General features: G+C 32.0%; 21 protein-coding genes. 16 read left to right on the top strand and 5 right to left on the bottom strand.

All coding sequences use genetic code 11. The annotated features are described in order from the left end of the window. The first annotated feature begins 6 nt into the window (after nt 1-6). The 7 genes from HX049_RS08910 to HX049_RS08880 all read left to right on the top strand — a co-directional run bounded on the left by HX049_RS08910 (nt 7) and on the right by HX049_RS08880 (nt 5983). The gene (locus HX049_RS08910; protein WP_006259415.1) at nt 7-951 is read left to right on the top strand and encodes an alpha/beta hydrolase; all 945 of its coding nucleotides are present in this window, start codon (nt 7-9) and stop codon (nt 949-951) included. 27 nt (nt 952-978) lie between these two features. After that, entirely contained in the window at nt 979-1554 is a 576-nt protein-coding gene (locus HX049_RS08905; RefSeq protein WP_006259414.1) for a Crp/Fnr family transcriptional regulator, read from the top strand. Nucleotides 1555-1623: 69 nt separating this feature from the next. Further along, entirely contained in the window at nt 1624-2055 is a 432-nt protein-coding gene (locus tag HX049_RS08900) for a carboxymuconolactone decarboxylase family protein (protein ID WP_006259413.1), read from the top strand. A 319-nt stretch (nt 2056-2374) separates the two neighbouring features. Then, a complete protein-coding gene (locus HX049_RS08895) occupies nt 2375-2899 on the top strand; it encodes a hypothetical protein (RefSeq protein WP_006259412.1) in 525 nt (174 codons plus the stop codon). A gap of 106 nt (nt 2900-3005) precedes the next feature. Further along, entirely contained in the window at nt 3006-3728 is a 723-nt protein-coding gene (locus HX049_RS08890; RefSeq protein WP_006259411.1) for a DUF4397 domain-containing protein, read from the top strand. Between the two features lie 145 nt (nt 3729-3873). Next, nucleotides 3874-4470, top strand: a complete 597-nt coding sequence (locus tag HX049_RS08885; RefSeq protein WP_006259410.1) for a PH domain-containing protein — start codon at nt 3874-3876, stop codon at nt 4468-4470. Next, nucleotides 4463-5983, top strand: a complete 1521-nt coding sequence (locus HX049_RS08880; protein WP_006259409.1) for a PH domain-containing protein — start codon at nt 4463-4465, stop codon at nt 5981-5983. Before HX049_RS08885 ends, HX049_RS08880 begins: the two co-directional genes overlap by 8 nt. A 43-nt stretch (nt 5984-6026) precedes the next feature. Here the strand turns inward: HX049_RS08880 and HX049_RS08875 are convergent, their stop codons facing one another. Both HX049_RS08875 and HX049_RS08870 read right to left on the bottom strand, forming a co-directional pair. Next, nucleotides 6027-6599, bottom strand: a complete 573-nt coding sequence (locus HX049_RS08875) for a Crp/Fnr family transcriptional regulator (RefSeq protein ID WP_006259408.1) — start codon at nt 6597-6599, stop codon at nt 6027-6029. A 391-nt stretch (nt 6600-6990) separates the two neighbouring features. Further along, on the bottom strand, nt 6991-9072 hold the full coding sequence (locus HX049_RS08870) for an LTA synthase family protein (protein ID WP_006259407.1): 2082 nt from the start codon (nt 9070-9072) through the stop codon (nt 6991-6993). Nucleotides 9073-9386: 314 nt separating this feature from the next. On the opposite strand from HX049_RS08870, the gene bioB reads away from it, so the two are divergent. From bioB to HX049_RS08855, 3 genes are all read left to right on the top strand, one after another. Further along, nucleotides 9387-10361 carry a biotin synthase BioB gene (gene bioB, locus HX049_RS08865; protein ID WP_006259406.1) on the top strand — a complete coding sequence of 325 codons (975 nt, stop codon included), beginning with the start codon at nt 9387-9389 and terminating at the stop codon, nt 10359-10361. 1079 nt (nt 10362-11440) lie between these two features. Next, entirely contained in the window at nt 11441-11884 is a 444-nt protein-coding gene (locus tag HX049_RS08860; RefSeq protein ID WP_006259403.1) for a hypothetical protein, read from the top strand. Between the two features lie 254 nt (nt 11885-12138). Continuing rightward, nucleotides 12139-12411, top strand: a complete 273-nt coding sequence (locus tag HX049_RS08855; RefSeq protein WP_006259402.1) for a TM2 domain-containing protein — start codon at nt 12139-12141, stop codon at nt 12409-12411. A gap of 28 nt (nt 12412-12439) precedes the next feature. On the opposite strand, the gene HX049_RS08850 is transcribed toward HX049_RS08855, so the two are convergent. Next, nucleotides 12440-13666, bottom strand: coding sequence for an MFS transporter (locus HX049_RS08850; RefSeq protein ID WP_006259401.1), 1227 nt, complete (start codon nt 13664-13666; stop codon nt 12440-12442). Nucleotides 13667-13755: 89 nt separating this feature from the next. Between HX049_RS08850 and HX049_RS08845 the strand changes: the two genes are divergently transcribed. The 5 genes from HX049_RS08845 (at nt 13756) to HX049_RS08825 (ending at nt 18560) form a co-directional block, all read left to right on the top strand. Continuing rightward, complete coding sequence (locus tag HX049_RS08845) at nt 13756-14649, top strand: LysR substrate-binding domain-containing protein (protein ID WP_006259400.1); 894 nt, start codon at nt 13756-13758, stop codon at nt 14647-14649. Between the two features lie 309 nt (nt 14650-14958). Next, on the top strand, nt 14959-15909 hold the full coding sequence (locus tag HX049_RS08840; RefSeq protein WP_006259399.1) for an ABC transporter permease: 951 nt from the start codon (nt 14959-14961) through the stop codon (nt 15907-15909). Next, nucleotides 15902-16849: an iron chelate uptake ABC transporter family permease subunit gene (locus HX049_RS08835; protein WP_006259398.1), complete on the top strand. Its 948-nt coding sequence runs from the start codon at nt 15902-15904 to the stop codon at nt 16847-16849. Before HX049_RS08840 ends, HX049_RS08835 begins: the two co-directional genes overlap by 8 nt. Next, nucleotides 16846-17604: an iron ABC transporter ATP-binding protein gene (locus HX049_RS08830; protein WP_006259395.1), complete on the top strand. Its 759-nt coding sequence runs from the start codon at nt 16846-16848 to the stop codon at nt 17602-17604. Before HX049_RS08835 ends, HX049_RS08830 begins: the two co-directional genes overlap by 4 nt. Nucleotides 17605-17624: 20 nt before the next feature. Beyond that, a complete protein-coding gene (locus tag HX049_RS08825; protein ID WP_006259392.1) occupies nt 17625-18560 on the top strand; it encodes a siderophore ABC transporter substrate-binding protein in 936 nt (311 codons plus the stop codon). Nucleotides 18561-18753: 193 nt separating this feature from the next. Here HX049_RS08825 and HX049_RS08820 read toward each other — a convergent pair whose 3' ends face one another. After that, nucleotides 18754-19179, bottom strand: coding sequence for an acyl-CoA thioesterase (locus HX049_RS08820; protein WP_006259391.1), 426 nt, complete (start codon nt 19177-19179; stop codon nt 18754-18756). Nucleotides 19180-20016: 837 nt separating this feature from the next. Here HX049_RS08820 and HX049_RS08815 point away from each other — a divergent pair. Then, nucleotides 20017-20340 carry a Bor family protein gene (locus HX049_RS08815; protein ID WP_006259390.1) on the top strand — a complete coding sequence of 108 codons (324 nt, stop codon included), beginning with the start codon at nt 20017-20019 and terminating at the stop codon, nt 20338-20340. Nucleotides 20341-20588: 248 nt separating this feature from the next. Here the strand turns inward: HX049_RS08815 and HX049_RS08810 are convergent, their stop codons facing one another. Further along, on the bottom strand, nt 20589-21239 hold the full coding sequence (locus HX049_RS08810) for a DUF6266 family protein (RefSeq protein WP_006259389.1): 651 nt from the start codon (nt 21237-21239) through the stop codon (nt 20589-20591). Between the last annotated feature and the right edge of the window lie 118 nt (nt 21240-21357).

Here is a 21357-nt window from a genome sequence, read left to right as displayed (position 1 = left end):
TAAGATATGAATATAGATAAAGAACTATTAATAGCACTTTCGTTAAGCGCTTGGACTCAGATACCCTATGACTCTCTTTTAGAGTATAATCCTCAACAAATACGCATAGAAGAGGAACGGTTAATGCTAGGGGAGGGAGCTATAACTATACCTCATGATATCAGTGTATATAATCAAGTAATTTCTACAGCATATAATACTTCTCTTAAAATAAGAATATATAAGCCAAGAGAAATAGAGAAACCCTTGCCTGTAGTCTTGTTCTTACATGGAGGAGCTTTTATTTTTGGAAGTCCAGAGCAGTATGATTTTCAGTTGCGAGATCTAATGAGAGAGGCTCAGGTTATCATAGTTTCTGTTGACTATAGATTAGCTCCAGAACATCCTTTTCCAGCAGCTTTAGAAGATAGTGTAAGTGCTCTAGAATGGTGTTATAGCAATATAGAAGCAATAGGAGGAAATAAACAGAATATCAGTGTGATGGGAAGTAGTGCAGGAGGAACAATAGCGTTATCACTCTTACACTTAAATAGAGATCATCATAATATCCCAATAAGCAATGCTTTTATTCTATATCCTCCTACATCAGATGAGCTGAATACTCCTTCTATGGACACTTATGCTTATGCACCTATGCAATCTAAGAAAAGTGCAACTTATATGTGGAAACATTATTTGTCAGGGGATAAGAATAAGTGGAGGGAATATGCAGTGCCTAATAAGATGCAGAACTACCAATCACTACCGTCTATGACAATGGTACTAGCAGAATATGATCCTCTAATAGATGAAGCAAAAGAGTATGTGACTTCTGTAGAGAGCAATGGAGGAAAAGTCACAGTCTTAGAAGTAAAAGGTGCTGTGCATACTTTTGATTTCTTTGAGTGTAAACTAACAGATGATTTTACAAAGTATAAGATAACGTATTATAAACAATTACACTTGAAGTAAGTATCTTTGTTTTATAACTTATATTCAATGAACAAACTTATACAACATATCGAAAAATTCGTAGGGACTTTATCAGTACCTGAAGCAGATTCTATTTTATCTTATTTTGAGCTGATCAAGGTCAAAAAGAAAGAGATTCTTTTAGAAGCAGATATGCTTTGTGATAAGTTATTCTTTGTGGAAGTAGGGTGCTTGAGAAGTTATTATATGAAGAATAATGGTATAGAACAGACTACGGATTTTGCCATAGAGAATTGGTGGTTAACGGATAATATGGCTTTTGAACAGCATACGAATAGTAACTTTTATATTCAAGCAGTAGAGAAGTCAGAAGTAATCGTGATTACTAGAGAACAATTTGTTTTACTAGTAGAGAAACACCCAATTATGGAGAAGTACTATAGACAAGTTTTTCAACGTGCATATGCTGCTGCTCAATATAGAGTGAAGTATTTGTACGAGTTTAGTAGAGAAGAGTTGTACTTCCACTTCGAAGAGAGATTTCCAGAGTTTATACAACGTATTCCTCAGTATTTAATGGCTTCTTATTTAGGGTTTAGCCCAGAGTATTTAAGTGAGATAAAGAAGAAGAGATTTTCTTAAACCTGTTTAAGTTTATTGATTAATCATAGCTTTAGATTTGTTGAAATTAAAAACAATAAAGTTACGATTATGAGAAAGACAATTTATGGTGTACAGCCTAAGGCGTATGAAGGAATGTTATTATTAGAAAAATACTTAAACGAATCAGAATTAACACCAATACATAAAGAGCTAATAAAGATTAGGGCATCTCAGTTAAATGGATGTGGGTACTGTTTAGATATTCATACACAAGACGCTTTAAAGCATGGAGAATCTGTTAGAAGATTATTAGTGTTAGCAGGGTGGCAAGAAACAGAGCTGTTTACAGAAGAAGAACGTGTGATTCTGGAGATGACTGAAGCGGTTACATTTATTCATCAAGGAGGAATTAGTGATACATTATATGCGCAAGCAGAAGAGTTATTTGGTGAAGTGTATTTAGCGCAACTTATTATGTGCATGGTTACTATAAACGCATGGAATAGAATAGGTGTAGCTACTCATCTTAAAGCAAAATAGTAATTATAGAATAGAAGCGGGATAGTATATCCTGCTTTTTTATTATACAGAAGTATTTGTTTTTAGTCAAATATGCTTTCTTTTAGAGGGGAATAGAAAAAATAAATATCAAAAAAAGTAATATTGATTTACTCATTTAAGTATATCTATTTGATTAATAGAATGTTGATTCACTTCTGTTTTGTGGTTAAAAAAGAGGGATTATTTGTGAATAATTGTCGAAATATTCATAATTTTAGTAAAGACCTATTGAGAATAGGGAGTAGAGAGCGCAAAATTCTCTCATTACGTATTACCTAATTCATTAATATCTATTACTATGATAAAAGATTACTTGAATAAATTAGTAGGCATTCGCTTAAAAGGTAGAAAGAAAGAATTAATACTAGGTATAGTATTAGCTTATAATGATAAGTGGTTATTAACGAAGTGTAATTCGGTCGATTATATTATAGATGGGTATGAGTTGATAGCTGTGGATAAAATATCTACTATAGAGCGTGGAGAAAATATTGCTTTTATTGAAGAAGTACTGAAAGCAAAACATGTTGACTTTTATAGTAGCCCTATTCAGTTAAAAGACAATATTTTTGATACTTTAAAAGCTATTGGGAATAAATATGGTGCTTTTGGATTAGAATTTAAGGAAGAGGATTGTGTCTATGTAGGGAAGTATATGGATAGTGATGATAGTGAGTATTTTGCATTCGAAGAGTTATCTGCTTCAGGTGAATGGTTTGAGGAGATAGAGGAATTTAAGGTGTCTAAAATTTATAAGATTGACTTTGATGGAGACTATGTAGAGTCTTTATTATTGTATGCGAATAGAAAACTAAGTGAATAAGAGTATTAGAAAATTTTAATGGTAGTTCATACATAGACTTGCATGATTATTGCATGTCGTTATAAGTAATTAAAGATGATGAGAAACTAATTTAAAAAGATCTATTATGAAAAGAGTTTTAAGTTTATTGACAGTATTGCTTCTAAGTTTTGCAGTGTTTAGTTGTAGCAGTGATGACGATTATATTGATTTGTCAGAACATGCAGGTGGTTTTACTATGGTAAATGCCTATGAGAGTGAAGATGCACTTATTTATGTTGCAGATGGTCGCCCTATTCAGAGTCCATATTATCCTCTGTTTTATCAGAGTGTAGGTTATGTGAATCTATGGCAAGGAAATAGATTAATAGACATCTATGGAGGTAATAAGGTCAAGCCAATTACTACAACTACGAAGAAGATAACTAGTGGGCAGTTTTATACTTCTTTTATAGGAGGGAACGAATCGAAGGTAATCCACTTTATAACAGAGGATAATGTTAAGAAAGCAACCCCTTTAAATGAAGTTAAGCAGTCAGGAGTTCGTTTCTTTAATTTGAGCTCGGATAATGTAGTAGCTACTGTTCAGTTTAATGATAAGACAGTAGTAAAGGAGTTTGAAAATAGAGTTCAAGACAATGAGACAACTGCTGTGAAAACACAGGAATTTAATGCATTAGATGCTAATAGTTATGCACTAACAATCAAAGATAAGGATGGTAAGGTACTCGCAACTAGAAAAGATGTTGTGTTTAAACCTTCACAGTTTTATTCTATTATCTTAATTGGTGCAAAAGATAATGCGAAAAAGCCTTACTATATAGGTGTTGTAAATCAAGTTGTAAAGTAAGAATGTAGTAACTTATAATAAGAAGTCCTTTAACGGTGTATTACTTTTAAAGGACTTTTTTTATGGATTGCATACAGTAGTATCTCTTTTTAAATGATATATTTACTAGTAGAATTAATGTCTGTTTACACAGAAGGACAAGAGTATGAATAGTATGTTTGAAAATAAACAAATCGATATCGATGCATTACCTCAAGTAGGGCAAGTAATGTTTAAAAACTTAGATTCTAGGTATCGAACAGTAGTCGGGATAAGGTTAATAATAATTTCTATTATTATCTTACTAATTGCTTTTACACCTTATATTTTTCAGTATTTGACGAGTGAACCTTTGTTGAATGAAGCATTGTTATACTCACTTATGGGATTAGGAGTTATATTGATTATTCTTATCTGTATTATCTCTATGAAGGGAGTAGCAATGAAAGGCTATGCGCTACGTGAGCTAGATATTATTTATAAAACAGGTATTATTAATAGATCTCAGACTGTTATTCCTTTTAATAGAGTGCAGCATGTAGGAGTATATGAAGGAGCATTACTACGTGTATTTAATTTATGTACTGTGGAGTTTTTTACTGCAGGAGGAGCATTAGGTGATCTGAAGATAACAGGGATATCTAAAGAGGAGGGAGAGCAACTAAAAGCGTATGTTATACAGAAGATAACGAAGTCTCCTCAACAGGCTTTAAGGACTAATCTAGATATTGTAGAACACTCACACGAATCTGTTCATGAATAAGAATAGTTTTTATCAGCCTACTAGACAAGCTACAATAGGAATCATTGCTAATTTTCTGAATGCTTTACAGAAGATAGTAAGAGCTTTTGTTCCTCTTATAGTCTTATTTTTAGTGAATAAGCGTATAGATTTACCTATTAGTATTTGGGGAGTAGTGATCTTAGGAAGTATCTTAAGTTTGGGAATAGCTTATTTAAGTTATCGTAACTTTCTGTTTTACATTGATGAAGAAACTAATTCTTTTATAATTCAAAAAGGGATTATTAATAAATCTAAAGTTACTATTCAACTAGAGAAAATACAACAGGTGAATCTTAATCAGAGTTTTATCAACAAAATAATCAATGTGTACTCTGTAGAAATAGACTCTGCAGGTAGTAAAGATAAAGAAGCTACCATCCCTTCTATGGCTTTATCAGATGCTAATGCATTAAAACAAATACTACTGAACTATAAGAATGAACACGTAATACAAGATACCTCAATAGACTTAGTAGATGGAGAACAAAACATTATAGAAGAGCAAGAAGATTCAAAACGAATCAGTATAACGACTCTTCTAAAAGTAGGTATAACGTCTAATTATCTATACACATTGGGGTTAATACTTGTATTCTTTAATATGGTGTATGATTCTATAGTGAGAAGTATTTCTATAGAAGAGTATATTGATAAAGAAGAGGTGACAAATTATATAGAAGGAGGGCTGCCTTTGGTCGCTTTTCTATACTTAGTTGTTTTTTTAGTGATTACGGTATTAGTAGTGAATGTGATCCGTACTTTGTTGCGATTTTGGGATTTTAAAGTGACATTTTCGAATAAGACATTGTTGTTGTCTCATGGATTACTATCTACACGAAATACAATCATTAGACCTAATCGAGTACAAAAAATAGAGATAGAGCAGAATTATTTTCAGAAGTTATTTGATATCTGTAGTTTGAAAATAAGCCAAGTAGCAGGGGATAAGGAGAATAATAAGAAATCAGGATTACAGATACCTGGCTGTTCTACTCAAGAGAGAAAGGATCTGTTTAAAATAATAATGGCTAAAGAAGATAACAAGGGGTACACTACTGTTCTAAAATATAATTATCGATACTTAGGATTTAGAGTATTCTTATTCATAGTTGTTCCTTTAGTGTTTTTAACCTTGTTCTTTAGAGCAAACTTTAGTTCTGTTACGTTTATAGGAATGGCAATGAGCTATAGTGTGATAATGTTATTAGCTCTTTATAGACTTTATAAAGTAGGATTACTTCAAGTAAATGAAGACTTCATCGTGATAAGAAGAGGAATATGGGATATCTCTCATATCTATTTAGAACCGCATAAGATACAGAAGATAGTGGTGTCACAGTTATGGTGGCAACAGTCTGCAGATGTAGGTAGTTTAAAGATATATACCGCAGGTGGAATAGTATCCTTTAGTACTACTCAGTATAGTGAGTTAGTGAAGTTAAGAGATAAATGGCTTTATCAGGTAGAATCATCAGCATTACACTGGATGTAATAAGTATAAAAAAACGAGGGAATACATACTATTCCCTCGTTTTTTATTCCTCTTCTTGTACTTTTTTTAAAGCACGGTTTAAGGTACGTGTAGTGATACCTAGATAAGAAGCCATATCTTCTTTAGAGATATGTACTTGTTCTTTCTCTTGTAGCTCTAACAGTTTTTCTAGTGCGTGTTCTACTGTATAAAGTTGTTGAAAAGATGCTCTTTCGCTAGTATGAAACACTCTTAATGCTTCTACTTCTAGTAGGGTGTTATTAAAGGTTATATCTGTTTTTAATAAATGTTCAAATACGGATAGAGGAATGATATAAGCACTTACGGGTGTTATAGCTTCTACTGAGCATAGACAGTTTTTTTTACCAATAAACTCTATCTCTCCCATTATCTCTCCTGTACTTAAGAACTCAGGGATATATTCCTTACCATTTTCTTCTGTGATATAGCATTTAGTAATCCCTTCTTTAATAACAATAACCTTAGTAACAGGATCACCCTGATGTAGTAGAACTTCTTTAGGCTTATAAGGTTGCAATAAAATTTTGTCATTAAAAACATCAGTCTGTGCCAATGATTCAATGTATGATAGAAAGTCAATATTTATTCTTAACATTTTTTTATAGCATTAAGGACAAATGTCCTATGTGAGTTATACAATAATAGTGATTTTTGCAGTATCAAAATTAAGTATTAATACTTATTAATTTAAATGAATTAAGGAGTTTTATACTAAGATTAAGAAGAATGCTGTGCTAGTGTTTTCATTAATTAAATTTGATAAGTTTTTTTCAATTATATATTACAAAGTGATAAGTGTTTTTTAAAATTAAAACGGGAGAGCAAGGTAAGTGGTGTTTTCCCGTTTTCTTATGTAAATGTAGAATTGAATTATTTTAGAACAATTTTGTGTTGTTTATTTGTTGTAGACAGCATTCATATAAATAATTGTGTTACGTGTGTTTAAAAAAGCAGGGAGAGTAGTGTGCACTACTCTCCCTGCTTTTTTATTTATTATAACTCTTTGATTCTAGCTGTTTAGCTGTAAATTGATAAAATGAAATAGCTTCATCTACATACTTAGATTGTACATCATCTATTGGAGTAAGAGGAGTTACTAGATTATTAACAGTCTGAGTATTGAATCCATATTGTCTTACCTTTTGATTAGGACTAAGGATGGTTAATGTGTTGTCTCGGATATAACCTAAATCTTGATAAGTAGCTATAAAGGCTCTTGGTTTATAATCTGCTTGTAAAACATTAGTTCCAAAAAATTTAGAGTCATATTTAAAGTTAAGTATACCTAATAAGGTAGGCATGACATCTATCTGTGAGATCATTTGATCAAATTGTTGTGGGATAAGCCCTTTAGGAGCATATATCATAGCAGGTATTCTATATTTATCTAGAGGTAGCTGTGTCTTACCCGCACTAGAAGCACAGTGGTCAGCTAAGATCACAAAGATGGTATTATCATACCATGGTTGTTCTTTAGCTAATGCAAAAAATTCTTTGATTGCATAGTCAGTATATCTAACTCCTTTATCTCTAGCACTAGTAAGGTCAGAGGTATCTAATACTCCATCAGGATAAGTGAAAGGTCTATGGTTACTTACAGTCATGATATGATTAAAGAAAGGGTTGCCTTGTTGATATTCTTCATTCATTACTTCTATGGCTTTCTTAGCCATATCTCCATCTGCTACTCCCCATACATTCTGAAAGGTAATCTGATCAGGCTTAAAATTAGACTTATCTACAATGCTATAATTATTGCCTTCGAAGAAGTCTTGCATATTATCGAAATATGCGTCTCCTCCATATAGATACTTAACAGTGTATCCATTTTTAGCAAATATACTTCCTGTTGTAAATTTATCTTTATTGTCTTTACGCTTTACAACGCTTTCACCAGGAGAAGGTGGTATAGACAGCGTTATAGCTTCTAGTCCACGTACAGTTCTGTTACCAGTAGCATATGTAGAGGTAAAGAATAAGCTTTTCATCGCTAGACTATCTAAGAAAGGAGTAAGTTTATTTGTATTGCCATAAAACTCCATAAAGTCTGCACTAAGGCTCTCTATGCTTATGAGGACTACATTTTTTTTGGTAGTTGTACTATCATTATCGATATTTCTAAGAAGTGAAGAAGCTCCATTATATTGAGGGTAGAATTGTTTAATATTTTTAGCTAGTTCATCATCAGGTAGCGTATTGTAGAACTTAAAATAATCAATGACACTGTTATTAAAAGCTTGATAGAATTTAAAAACCCCATTACTTTCTAATTCTTCAGCGAATATATTATCTGTATTTAGAGGAGTCATTACCTTAGTAATAGCAGATAAAGAAATTCCAAATACAAGTAAATAAACAATACTAAGTATAACCTTATTTTTCAATGGAGCAAGATGTTCTATAACATACTCTGTTTTTTTGAAAATGTAATATGTAGTTAATAATGTGATTAAAGCGATGATGCTAAATAATGGAACCACTGGATAAGACTCCATAATATTACCAATGACTTCATTAGTATATACGAGATAATCAACTGCGATAAAGTTATATCTAACACCAAACTCATTCCAAAAAAAGAATTCACTCACTGTGTTTTGCACAAGGATTAATACGAAGATAAATAATGTAAGAGCATAACTTATTTTTCGAACGGTTGTTCTATGTTGAGGTAAGAAAAGACAGATGCCGAATAACACTGTTTTTATAGATAAGAAGGTAATAGCTATCTCAGGAAGTACACCACCATATTCTGATATAATAGTTTTGCCAAAGGTAACCCATCCCCATAAACCTAATAGGATAGCGAATATGATATATCCATAGGGTTTATTATACTTCTGATTTGAAAAGAAAATAAAGTAGAGCCAAAATATAAAATATCCTATACTGAATATGAGAATATCACGGATAAAACCTAGCCCAAATACAGATAATACTTCTCCTGAGGTAAAAGTAGAAGTGGTTATAGGGTGATTAATTAATACAATGCGGAGTACAAAATTCAGTAATAAGTAAAAACAAAGTAAGTATTTATACGGAATAAAGAATGATGGATTGTTTGACATAGTGATTGAGTTTTTTGTGTAATCTGTTTATTGTTTTTTCTATAACAATAAAGTAATATATTTTATTGTGTTTTTAATGTTATTATTTTGGTAATAATTAATTGAATGTGTATTTATTTTTTATTTAATGTATTAATGCTTTGCTTTAATTAGATTTAATATAATTATGGTGGTGTTATATATGAAATATAACGAGTATAGAGTGGTTGGTATAAAATTAGAAGTGGAATAGGTCTAAATCTAAAAGTGGACTATTCTTTCTTTTTTCTTTCCTTTTATTTTTGAAATATCTATCATAAATAAACAAAGAGAAAATGGAAATTAGACACAACTGGACTAAAGCTGAGATTCAATCAATATATGATACTCCTTTATTAGAATTAATTCATCAAGCTTCTTTAGTACATCGTCAATATCACAATCCAGAGGAAGTACAAGTAAGTACTTTATTGTCTATTAAAACAGGAGGGTGTGTAGAGGATTGTTCTTACTGTGGACAGGCAGCTAGATATCATACAGATATAAAGGTACAGCGACTACTGCCTTTAGAGACTGTATTAGGCACTGCTAAAAAAGCAAAGGAAGCAGGGTCTTCTCGATTTTGTATGGCAGCTGCATGGAGAGAGGTAAGAGATAACAAAGACTTCGATAAAGTACTTGATATGGTTAAAGGTGTAAATGAAATGGGATTAGAAGTCTGTTGTACTTTAGGAATGTTAACAGAGGAACAAGCTAAAAGATTACAAGAGGCTGGCTTATATGCTTATAATCACAATTTAGACACCTCAGAAGATCACTATGACAAGGTTATCTCTACTCGTACATTTTCTAATCGTATTAATACTATTGATAATGTGCGCAAGGCAGGTATAACAGTATGTTCAGGAGGTATAATTGGTTTAGGAGAAAATGATGTAGATAGAATATCTATGTTGCATACCTTAGCTACTATGGATACACATCCAGAATCTGTACCTATTAATGCTTTAGTACGTGTAAAAGGGACACCTATGGAAGAAATGCCTAAAGTAGAAACTTGGGATATGATCAGAATGATTGCTACAGCTCGTATTGTGATGCCTACTACTATGGTGAGGTTAAGTGCTGGGCGTATAGAAATGTCTGATTATGAACAGGCAATGTGTTTTATGGCTGGAGCTAACTCAATGTTTTCAGGAGATAACGAAACATTATTAGTGACTCCTAATCCTAGTCTATCATCAGACCAAAGATTATTGAATAACTTAGGGTTGAAACCAATGCTATCTAAAAAAGAAGTAGAAGTATAAAAGATATTTTTATTTATAATATGTACTGAGAGTCTTAATCAATGTGATTAAGGCTCTTTTTGGTTAAAAAGTAGAATAATTGTTTAAAGTAGCTATTTAGGAATAGTTTTTGTCTGTAAAAATATTGATAATGTGTTTAGAGTATAGATAAGGTTTTATAAGTATTGAAAAGGGTTTTTTGAAATACTTAGGTGTTATATCGTGTTTTAGGTGAGATATGATGTATTTTATTGATGTAGAGTGAGTTATTGTGTTTGTAGATTCCAGAGCTAGTGACGGTGGGGACTGTTGTTTTGTAAGCTCTGGAATCTCTTTTTTAAAGCTAATACTCATGTCATGGCTTTTACTGTATTTGTATATTGCTAAGGTGTTTTATTAATGAGGTTTGAGATATTATAACATTTTTGTTGATGTGATCTCTAGTTTTAATAAAAATAGTAGATGCCTTTTATGAAAAAAGAGGTATTAGGAGTTAAAAATAATTTGCGATATATAGTGGAAATAGAGGTCGAAGAGATATAAAAGTTAAAAAAACAGATCAAAATGTAGAATTATAATCTTTTATGTCTTTAAAAAAGCAACAAAAAATTAAGGTAATTCTTGTTGTTGTTTTTTATTGTATTTCTGGTTATTCGTGATTTGTTTGTGGATATTAGTGTTAATAAGGTTAAAGTACTGTGTTTAGTTTGTTATATTATAAATGTTAACTTTTTGTATTGCTAAAAAAGTTTCTAATATTAGAATAAGATTAGGGTTATTCCATTAAGTTAGAAGTTAATATGTAGAATTTTTATGATTTATGTCATATTGATGCGAAAACTACGGTTATACATTTGTCTCAGAAAATAAAAGATAAGGTAACAATGTCGGAGTTACCTAGTATTTAAAAACGTTCTTTTTTAGTCTGTTTTTTATTATGTAAACTTAATTGTGTTTATTTTATTTACAGTGATTTTATATACCTGTAAAACGTCGAAAAGGGGAATGCAAGGCAGTTGATGTATTAATACCTCCAGAGGGAGAGGAGGTGTACACGGATTAAAAAAGATTATTATTAATTTTTTTTAATTATTTACATTATGAGACGATGTGCGCAAGTTTTAATTGGAGTTTTGATTATTGGTATGAGTTCATTATTAGCTAGTTGCAGTGCAGACGATAATAATAACTTAGAAATTGACAAAGCATTAAGTGTTAACAGTATTAATATTGAAAAAACATGGATTGTAGCTCATTTCGACTTCCAAGAAGGAGTGAGTAGAAGTCATAAAGAAAGATACCAAAAATCACTAATTGAAATTGATATCATGAAAGGTGGAAAGTACCAGGCAATTGACAAATACAGTTTAGAGGAATCTAAAGGAAATTGGGTACTAGAAGGTGAGATGATAAGTCTAGAAAATGATGCCGACGGAGAAGTGAAGAGATACAGAATTATTGATTTGAGTAGAGCTGAAGCTCTTGTTAGTCCTATCAATACTAAAGAGATCTCACAAATGGAATTAGTGAGCTTTAAGAAATAGCTTCAGATAAGTTCACCTTATTGACAAAAGAGCAATCTATGTTTTATAGATTGCTTTTTTTATTGTATTGAAGTTTAAGTATTGGTGTTTTTTATTTTATTTTGAGAGTTAGTTGTTTTTGTAAAATAGTTATGTTAAGTGGTTGTTTTGTAGTGGTATTATTTGTGTTTGTTGTTTTTATTTAAAATATTGTTATATTTTTCTTGTTTGTTGGATAAACAATTTTAATTTTGCAAAAAAAATAATATAAAAAGATGGAACAATTTACTACACAGAAGAGTGCAACTACTCCTTCTCAAGAGAACAAAAAAGTGGTAGCTGGTATTTTAGGAATTTTATTACCTATTTTCGCTATCCATAAATTCTACTTAGGGTATACTAAAGAAGGTGTTATCCAATTAATCTTAGGATTAGTTACTTGTGGATTTGCTGGAATCATTGGACTTATTGAAGGAATTATCTATTTAACTAAAACAGATGAGGAGTTCTATAATACATACCAAGCAAACAAAAAAGGTTGGTTCTAATACATAGAAACATATAAACAAAAAGCCACTATTCAGTGGCTTTTTTCGTTTGTCTTGTACTTAGATAAGTCGCAAGAAGGGCTATTATAGTCATGCCCATAAGCGTATAGAAGAACCCATTCCAATTGCCTTTATTCACAAAGACTCCTGTAGAACTGCCTATAATACTTGAGCCTATATAATAGAAGAACCAATACAAGGCTGTTGCGGAACTCTTTGCTTCCTTACCTAGAGTCGTTACTACTCTACTAGCTATGGTATGTCCACTAAAGAATGAGATGGTGAAGAAAGTCAATCCTAATAGGATAATAACAAGGTTGTCCATATACATACCTATTACACCTATTAACATTAATCCTAAAGCGATTAGAAGTATCATACGAGATGAATATCTATCTGATAAAGATCCGGCAACCATATTACCAAAAATACCAAATGCGTACATTAAGAATATCATAGCGATAAGATAATGTGGTAAGTTATAAGGAGCTGATTCAAGTTTAAAACCTAAAAAGTTATATACACTTACGAACGCCCCCATTAGACAGATCGCGACGAGATACATAGCCATTATCTTATAGTTCTTAAATATAGACTTCATCTGTCTTAGCTTGTGTTTTATTTTTAGCTTTTTAGGAGTGAAGAATCTAGACTCTGGAAATAAGATATAAAATGCAATGGCAATAACTACAGCGAGTATACCTATAGTAAATACTGCTGCTTGCCAACCAAGCCACCCAGATACTAATGCGGCAACAATTCTTCCAAACATTCCTCCAAAAGTATTTCCTGCCAAGTAAAAACTTATGGCTGTTCCGATGTACTTAGGATCTATTTCTTCTGCTAAGTAGGCTAATGTCACTGCTGATACCCCAGATATGCACATTCCTTTTATAAAGTTAATATTGACTAAGATAGAAAAATCATTAGCCCATACAGATAAGAGGGTGAGCATCGTAGAGGTGACTAGAGAGAAGAGCATGATGTCTTTACGTGGATAACTATCTGCGATAAATGCAAAAAGTAATAGACCAATAGCCATACCTAAAGTACTAGCAGATACTAGATAGCTACTTTCAGAAGGTGTTACTTTAAAGTATTGTGTGATTTCAGATAATATAGGTTGGAAATTATATAATTGAGCGAATACAGAAACTCCTACTAAAAATATACTCCATTTAATCTTTTTGTACGTAGTGGTTCCTTTAACAGCTTTTATATGAACGACTTCTTCTGTATAGGTGGTGGTATTCATATTCTTTATTTTTTGTAAAGTTACGAGGAAGCTCTATATTAGTAAAACGGTATTTTTCTATTACATCAATCGGTAAAAACGATCAACTCATGGAACTAAGACAACTAAGGTATTTCTTAAAAGCAAAAGAATTACTCAATTTTACGGAAGCTTCTAAGCATTTATTTATTACACAGAGTACATTATCTCAACAAATAAAACAGTTAGAAGAAGAAATAGGCCAACCACTATTTGATAGAATAGGAAAGCGTATAGCACTGACAGAAGCAGGAGAGTTATTCTCTTTTTATGCTGAGAGAAGTATAAGAGCTGCAGAAGATGGAAAGCTCTTATTAGAGGATTTAGAGGGGCTAAAGACAGGAGTATTGCGTATAGGGCTTACGTGGGGACTAAAGTCTTTAGTACTGTCTTCTCTTACTCTTTTTACACAGACATATCCAGAAGTGAAGATAGAGGTGACATTTGGTACGACCAATGAGTTAATGCATTATCTAGAGAAACAGTATATTGACTTTGCTCTGACTTTTTTTGATGGAGCACATGAAGAGAACTTCATTTATAAGACTGTATTGATATCAGATATGGCTTTTATGGTTGCTAGAGATTCTGAATTAGCACTTCTAAAAGAGATTAGACTAAAGGAGATAGAACAGTATAGACTAGCCTTGCCTGTACAGGGGTTCAGTACGCGTAACTTTTTAGACAGGGAGTTCGAAAAGTATAATATCCGACCTAATATTGCCATAGAGACTAATCAAACTTCTATGATTATTGACCTTGTCAAAAAAGGTGCTTATCAAACTGTTCTTACTTACGCAACTGTACATGGAGAAAAAGACCTTTATGCTATCCCGATTATAGATAGTGATATGAAGCGAGAAGCTGTTATTATTCAATTAAAAGACAGTTATCTCAAAAAGTCCGTGAGAGTATTTGTCGATTTATTAATGAATGAGAATAAAGATGGGTTAAACACATTATAACTGTATGTTTCAGTCTCTGTTTAGGTAATAAATGAGCTGTTATTTACCATGAAATAGAACTTAATGAGATTTATTTTAAAAAAGGCCGAATTGTGATTACTTTAATTTTAACGTTATAAAATTTAATTAATTAAAAAATGAAGAGTTAATACTTGTGTTTGTTTGATAGAATCCGTGTATACATTAGTATACCGATAATCTAACTAATTGAGTTTACATAAATTGATAAGTTTTTTTCTTTTGTTAGCCACTTTACTTTTTTATATTTGCGATTATTTAATTTGATTCTAAATAAAAACAAACGAGTAAATGATAAGAATATTATTAATTCTTATACTGATTATAGTTTCTTTCATCTCTGTATTTGTTGGCGTAAAAGATATATCTGTATTTGATATACACCGACTAGATCAGGATGAGATATTGGTTATGTTAGTAAGTAGATTACCCCGTATGATATCTGTATTAATAGCAGGTATTGGTATGAGTATTTCTGGATTGATTGTACAACAGATTTCTCTTAACAAATTTGTCTCACCGACTACGATGGGGACTTTAGACGCTTGTAAGATGGGAATATTATTTAGTATGATATTATTTCCAGGAGGAGGGATGGTCTATAAGATGATTTTATCATTTACAATAGCTTTATTAGCAAGTGTTATTTTCTTAAAGATCTCGAGTAAGATAAAAATGCGCAATATCATTTTTATTCCATTAGTAGGGATAGTTTTTGGAAATATCCTTAATGCGATATCTACGTTCTTTGCTTATAAAACGAACTTGGTTCAGAATATGGAAGGTTGGCTGATAGGAGACTTTTCATCTATTATCAAAGGGAACTATGAGATTTTATACTTAGGAGTTCCGATTGTGTTCTTGAGCTATTTATACGCTAATAAGTTTACTATCGTAGGTTTAGGAGAAGACACCGCGAGTAGTTTAGGATTAGATCATAAGAAGATTACTTATCTAGGATTGATATTTGTAGCTATTACTTCTACTGTAGTGGTTCTGACAGCAGGTGTGATTCCTTTTTTAGGACTTATTATTCCTAATATTGTGAGTTTGATGTTTGGAGATAATCTTAAGAAGACGATTAGTTATACAGCATTGATAGGAGCGATCTTTTTAATGGTATGTGATATAATAAGCAGAATGTTAATAGCACCTTATGAGATTCCGATAGGATTAACAGTAAGTATTATAGGTGGATTAATATTTTTAATACTAATATTTAAACGCGCTAAACATGTTTAAGAACAAGATTATTACAGTTTTAGCAGTTGTTTTATTATTATTCATTGCTATATATATGTTCACCTTTACGGGAACCAAATTAGATTATGTATTACCTAGAAGAGGATATAAGGTTATTGCGATGATTTTAATATCGTTTGCTATAGGGTATTCCTCTATTATATTTCAGACAATATCAGCTAATAGAATCTTGACACCTTCTATTATGGGGTTTGATTCATTCTATTTGTTGTTACAGTCTTTGCTAGTGTTTGCTTATGGAGATAGAACATTTCAGGTTCTTAATTCAGAAACCAACTTTGCGATATCTGTAGTATTAATGTTAGGATTCTCTTTAGTGATGTACTATTTAGTATTCAGAAGAGAGAGTAAGAGTATGTATTTATTACTATTAGTGGGACTGTTAATGGGAACACTGTTTAGGAGTTTCTCTTCTTTTATAGTAATGCTTATTGATCCTAATGAATTCTTAATCATACAGTCGGCAATGTTTGCTTCGTTTGATAAGATAAACCTAAATCTATTGACTATATCCGCTGTCTTATTAATAGCCTCTATGCTAGTGGGGATTAAATATTTTAGACAGTTAGATGTACTTAGTTTAGGTAGGGAGAATGCCATAAGTCTTGGGGTAGACTATCATAAAGTGATCAAAGCTAATTTGCTTATTATCTCTGTGATGGTAGCTATTTCTACGGCATTGGTAGGGCCTATTACGTTCTTAGGAATATTAGTTGCCAATTTGACTTACGAGCTTGTGAAGAGTAGTAAGCATAGTTATATGGTACTAGCATGTTGTTTGCTAACAGCGGTTACTGTTGTAGGAGGACAATATCTAGTGGAGCATCTCTTTAATATGAGTACTACTATTAGTATTATTATCAATTTTGTAGGAGGGGTGTATTTTATTTATTTATTATTAAAAAGTAACAAAGGATGATAGAAGTAAAGAATGTATCTAAGACGTATGGTGAGAAGATGATTCTAAATGATGTGTCAGTTTCTTTTCCAAAAGGAAAAATCACATGTCTAGTAGGAGGGAACGGAACAGGTAAGAGTACTCTGTTATCTATTATTAGTCGTTTAGTCGCTAAAGACTCAGGACTTATAAATTTATTAGATCAAGATATTGTCAATTTTAAGAATAGAGATTTCGCAAAAAGATTATCAATCTTAAAACAAGCAAATCATCCTAATGTAAGGTTAACAGTTAAAGAGTTAGTCGAGTTTGGGCGTTTTCCGCATTCTCAAGGTAGAATGAATGCTATCGATCATGAGAAGGTAGAGGAGAGTATCGCTTTTATGGGATTAACAGATATTCAAGAACAATACATAGATGAATTAAGTGGAGGACAGCGTCAGCGTACTTTCTTAGCGATGGTATTGGCACAGGATACAGAGTATATTCTGTTAGACGAGCCGCTTAATAATTTAGATATGAAACACTCTGTTGAGATTATGAAGATTCTTCGAATTTTGGCAGATGATTATGGAAAGACCATAATTATTGTAGTGCACGACATTAATTATGCTTCTTCGTATGCAGACTATATTGCAGCAGTTAAAGATCATAAGATTATCCATTTCGGATTAACGGATGATATTATTCGCGAGGATATTATGAAAGAAGTTTTCGATATAGATATGACTATAGTTGATAATTGTAACAATAAGGTATGTATATACTTTAAATAATTTTAACTAATCGAGTTGTTATGAGTAAATTTTTAATAAGCTGCGTGGCAGCTTCAGCTTTAATCTTTACGTCTTGTAAAGAAACGAAGACAGAGACTACAGAGGAGAATGTAGCAAAAGTGACAGTTGAGCACTTGTCAGGAACTACTGAAGTAAAAGAAAACCCTAAAAACACTGTTATTCTTAGTTATGGAATGATAGATACTTTTGAGGATTTAGGTATAGAATTTAAAGGAGCTCCTAAAGGTAATATGCCTGCTTACTTATCTAAGTATGCAGATGATGCTAACTTAGTAGATGTAGGTGGTATTAAAGAACCTAATATGGAGAAAATAAATGAAGCTGAACCAGAACTTATCATTATCGCAGCTCGTACTGCTGCTATGTATGATGAGTTTAGTAAAATAGCTCCTACTATTAATCTTGATATTGATATTAAAGATTATATGAATTCTTTTAAAGCTAGCCAACGTACAGTAGGTAAGTTGTTTGGTAAAGAAGAGTTGGTAGAGAAAGAGTTAAAAGTAATCGATGAGCGTGTGGCTAAGATTAACGAGACTACTGCTAAATCTGAGAAAAGAGGTTTAGTTGTGCTTGCTAACGAAGGACGTTTAAGTGCTTATGGAAAAGGATCTCGTTTCGGGATTATCCATGATGTATTCGGATTAAAACCTGCTGATCAAAACATCGAAGCTGCTACACATGGTCAAGCGATCTCTAATGAGTTCATTAAAGAATTAAACCCAGATTACATCTTCGTAATCGATAGAGGAGCTGCTATTAAGAGAGCTACTATGGGTAAAGAGGAGTTTGCTAATGCATTAGTAAAACAAACAAACGCATATAAAAATGATAAAATCATTTTCTTAAACCCAGAAATATGGTATTTATCAGGAGGAGGACTTAAGTCTATCAAAATGATGTTAGACGAAGTTGAGCAAGCAATTGCTGAATAATCTTTAATTTTTTTTGCGATAAAAGCTATCTGAATAAGGTAGCTTTTATTGTGAAATAGTGTTGTGGCTTGAGCAAATTCTTGTTAGAAGACGCCAAGCGTGTGCTGTTTTTAGAATAGAAATCAAAACAGTGTGTATAAAAAAATCCCTAATGATTATTCGTTAGGGATTTTTTGTATGATATAAAGATTTACTATTCTTCTACTTCGTCAAATACAGGAACAGGGCGTTTGCTCTCATTGATCGCTACTAAAGTAAATGTACCAGTCATCGCTTTTTCTCTTCCTTCTCTGTACATACTTTCTACGAATACATCTACGCGTACATCTAGGCTCGTTCTTCCTACACGTACTACTGTCCCGATAAGCTCTACTAGTGTTCCTGCAGGGATAGGATGATTAAAATCAATCTTATCACTAGATACAGTTACAATAGGTTTACGACAGAAACGTGTAGCTGTCATGAATGCTATCTCATCCATAATGTACATTACCGCTCCACCGAACATGGTGTTGTGGTGATTAGTTTGTCCTGGGAATACAGCTTTAAATACGTGTGTTTCCGAATCCTTTATTTTTTTTTGGATACGTAACTCTCTGTTTGTTAATTGACCTTCCATATTGTTGTAATGATTCTTTTTTGAGTTAGTTATTACTTTTAATATTCATAAATTATGGAATAGCTATTTTGGCTTTTAGTTGTTTAGTATACTATTCTTTCTAAAATGTCATAAGGGAAAGATATTAGTATAACTATGTTGCTTCAAATCGCGAAAGCAATACCATAATATTATACTTCTACTGTGTAGGTGATCTGACTTATAATTAGTTCTAATTACTTACAGTTGCGCGACAGCTCGTGAGTTTCACACGATTCCCCTGACAGAGTAGTTTATTCAATGTATAACCTTGCAAATATAAGTACTATAAATGGGAAATGATTAATCTAGTGTAAATCTTAGTTCATTTTTAACCCAGATTATGTATTTGGCATCTAAACGAATAGTTATTATACAAAACAGGTCTACATGAGTGATTTCACTTAGAGTAAGGTTATATCGCTAATGAAAGAACCAGGGGGCAGAATTGCTTTGTAGTATTGGGTTAATATGTAAGGTGATTCTGAGGGGGATAAAGCTTTTAGGGGGAGTTATTTGTTGTATTAATCAGTGTATATTTCGCCTTGATTTGTATGTAAAAAAAACTTATTTAGATCTAATTAGCGATACGTAATCTGATTTATAAAGTGAATAGCTTAAATTGACTATTTATGTCTTTATTTATTACTGTTCTAAATAGTAGTGTTTTTAAATTACATTTCTGTTTTTAATATTTTTTATAAGTTATTTATTTGATAATCTATATTATCTATGATATTGTTATAATACTGTCTCTCTATTTTTAATATACTTCAAGGGGTAGTATATTTAGAATCATTAAAAATAAGAATAGTAAAAATGAAGACAATTAAATTAGCCTTGATGTGTTGTGTAGTTGCAATAACTATGACATCTTGTTATACAGCAAAAGTAGCAGTAGGTGATACTGATCTAACAATGCCTGTGGTAGAAGTAAACAAAAAGAAGAATCATGCGCTTATAGCAGGTTTAATTCCTTTAAACAAAGGGTATAAAGGAAGTGAACTAGCAGATAAGAAAACGAACTATGTTGTGAAGACTCAAATGAGCTTTGTAGATGGTCTATTAGGATGTATTACTTTTGGTATTTACACTCCTACGACTACCACTATCTATGTACCTATGGAGGACTTTAAGAAATAGTTGTTGCTCTTAGAAGTATTAAAAAGGATTAGATAATCAGTAGGTTATCTAATCCTTTTTTTGTTTTAAGCGTTACATCAGTTATCATCATCAGATTATATAGTTCATTATTCTACCTAATGTACTATGAAATGAATCTGATAGATAATATAAAAGTTCTATTAGGTATAATAGCATAGTGTATCTACTTCATTTCTATCGGTTGTTTAGGCAGGAATGAAGTAGAGTACTACACTGTATCTGATCAGCTAATCTAGAGCTATTTCTTCGTGATATAAACTTGTGCTATTCAGTGTCTCTTCTTTGTTTTTCCACATTGTCCAGATATGGATCGTACCGTAAGTCCATTGTTCTTTCAGTGTGATCAGTCCTATTTTATCCATTCGTTGTCCTACCGTATCATAGATCTGAAATTCCTCTTCTTCATTGTGAAAGATTACGACGCTTAGCAGGTCAGATTCTGCTGTCATGCTGTTATAGCTATTGTCTTCCCATTCTAGTTTGATTTGCTTATCTTCTGTAAGTTGTATTTTATGGATATGTGCTACAGGAAGTGTTCCTATAGATACAGTGACTAGATTGAGTTGTAAGTACCCTCTGTCACCTTCATAGCCGATACCATGTCTGAGTAAAAACGAAGATTGTTGTTCTGTCCCATTGATAAGTGATTTCTCACCTTGTCTCATTGGTGTGTATTGATTAATAAATCCTCTTATTTTGGCTAAAAAAGAAGATACAAGTGCCATTTTCTCCTGCTGTATCCGTTGTTTTTCTGAAAAAGGTTTAGTGCTTTTCCTCGCTTTAGATCGCCAGAAATAGCGACCTCGCCATCTTACGCCTATTACGGGACCTACCTTACCAGATACGCCACCTAACATTCCGTTCATTGCTTCTGCCATAATTTTGATTTTTAAATGGTTGCTTTATTTTTTGTAAAATTAAGATATCAGAAGGGTACTTTTCTTCTAGTTCACTTCTCGTCCATTTATTGAACCCTTGATGAAGCCAGTAAATACG

It is taken from the genome of Myroides odoratimimus (genome assembly GCF_030326305.1).
GTDB lineage: Bacteria > Bacteroidota > Bacteroidia > Flavobacteriales > Flavobacteriaceae > Flavobacterium > Flavobacterium odoratimimum_A.
Note: the sequence above shows the minus strand (reverse complement) of the source record. Positions and strands in the feature narration are given on the sequence as shown.